The following is a 1,959-nucleotide window of genomic DNA, read 5'->3' on the forward strand; positions in this document are numbered from 1 at the left end:
GAGACTATGGGTACTAAGATCCATGGTCAAAAGGGAAACAACCCAGACCGTCAGCTAAGGTCCCTAATTATAGCTAAGTGGGAAAGGAGGTGGAGATTCCCAAACAACCAGGAGGTTGGCTTAGAAGCAGCCATACCTTTAAAGAGTGCGTAATAGCTCACTGGTCGAGAGTCTCTGCGCCGACAATGTAACGGGGCTAAGCTATAAACCGAAGCTACGGAATCGCGTAAGCGATTGGTAGGAGAGCGTTCTGTAGGCTGTTGAAGGAGAACTGATAAGGAACTCTGGAGGTATCAGAAGTGAGAATGCAGGAATAAGTAGCGAGAAAGAGGGTGAGAATCCTTCTCGCCGGAAGACCAAGGTTTCCAGGGTAAAGCTTGTCTTCCCTGGGTAAGCCGGGACCTAAGCCCAGGCTATAATGCGTAGGCGAATGGAAAACAGATTAATATTTCTGTGCCACTGATAAATTGTGAAGGAGGGACGCAGAAGGGTATGTAAGCAGGAGAACGGAAGTTCCTGTGTAAGCATGTAGTATGACTTAGTAGGCAAATCCGCTAGGTTAGATATGAGGTGTGATGCGTAGAGCGTAAGCTTGAATTTACAGATCCCACGCTGCCAAGAAAAGCTTCTAGCGTTAATTTATTAGTGCCCGTACTGTAAACCAACACAGGTGGTCAGAATGAGAAATTTAAGGCGGACAGGCTAACTCTCGCTAAGGAACTCTGCAAAATGAATCCGTAACTTCGGGAGAAGGATTGCCCTTTTGTGTGGACTACTACGCGTGGAAAGCATGAGAGGGTCGCAGTGAAGAGGCTCAGGCAACTGTTTAACAAAAACACAGGTCTATGCTAAGCTGAAAGGCGATGTATATGGGCTGACACCTGCCCAGTGCCGGAAGGTTAAGAGGAGGAGTGAGAGCTCCGAATTGAAGCCCCGGTGAACGGCGGCCGTAACTATAACGGTCCTAAGGTAGCGAAATTCCTTGTCGGGTAAGTTCCGACCTGCACGAAAGGTGTAATGATCTGAGCGCTGTCTTGGCGGGAGGCCTGGTGAAATTGTATTACCGGTGAAGATACCGGTTACCTGCAGTAGGACGGAAAGACCCCATGGAGCTTTACTGTAGCTTGGTATTGGGTTTTGGTGTCATATGTATAGGATAGTTGGGAGACGAAGAAGTATGTCCGTCAGGATATATGGAGTCGCTGGTGGAATACCAACCATATTACACTGAAATTCTAATTTGAGGTTTGTAGCCTTGAAGACAGTGCTAGGTGGGCAGTTTGACTGGGGCGGTCGCCTCCGAAAGAGTAACGGAGGCGCCCAAAGGTTCCCTCAGGTTGGATGGAAATCAACCGCAGAGTGTAATGGCAGAAGGGAGCTTAACTGCGAGACTGACGGGTCGAGCAGGTGCGAAAGCAGGGCATAGTGATCCGGCGATTCCGAATGGAAGGGTCGTCGCTCAACGGATAAAAGCTACCCTGGGGATAACAGGCTGATTTTGCCCGAGAGTCCATATCGACGGCAAAGTTTGGCACCTCGATGTCGGCTCATCACATCCTGGGGCTGGAGAAGGTCCCAAGGGTTGGGCTGTTCGCCCATTAAAGTGGTACGTGAGCTGGGTTCAGAACGTCGTGAGACAGTTCGGTCCCTATCCACTGCAGGCGCAAGAGTATTGAAAAGATCTGTCCTTAGTACGAGAGGACCGGGATGGACAAACCTCTGATGTACCAGTTGTCACGCCAGTGGCACAGCTGGGTAGTCACGTTTGGACTAGATAACCGCTGAAAGCATCTAAGCGGGAAACTGACTTTGAGATAAGTACTCTATAGACAACTTCGAGACTAGGAGTTAGATAGGTTGGGAGTGAAAGTGAAGTAATTCATTGAGCGGACCAATACTAATAAGTCGGAATCTTAATCAAGAGAAATTACTATGTAGTATTGAGTGTTTAAGAGACAC

1 rRNA gene is annotated in these 1,959 nt (G+C 48.6%); it reads left to right on the plus strand.

The features are described from left to right. Positions 1–1,921, plus strand: a 23S ribosomal RNA gene (locus tag HF862_RS09875); the annotation flags it as partial. Positions 1,922–1,959: the final 38 nt, after the last annotated feature.

The organism is Fusobacterium sp. FSA-380-WT-3A, from assembly GCF_012843705.1.
Classification (GTDB): domain Bacteria; phylum Fusobacteriota; class Fusobacteriia; order Fusobacteriales; family Fusobacteriaceae; genus Fusobacterium_B.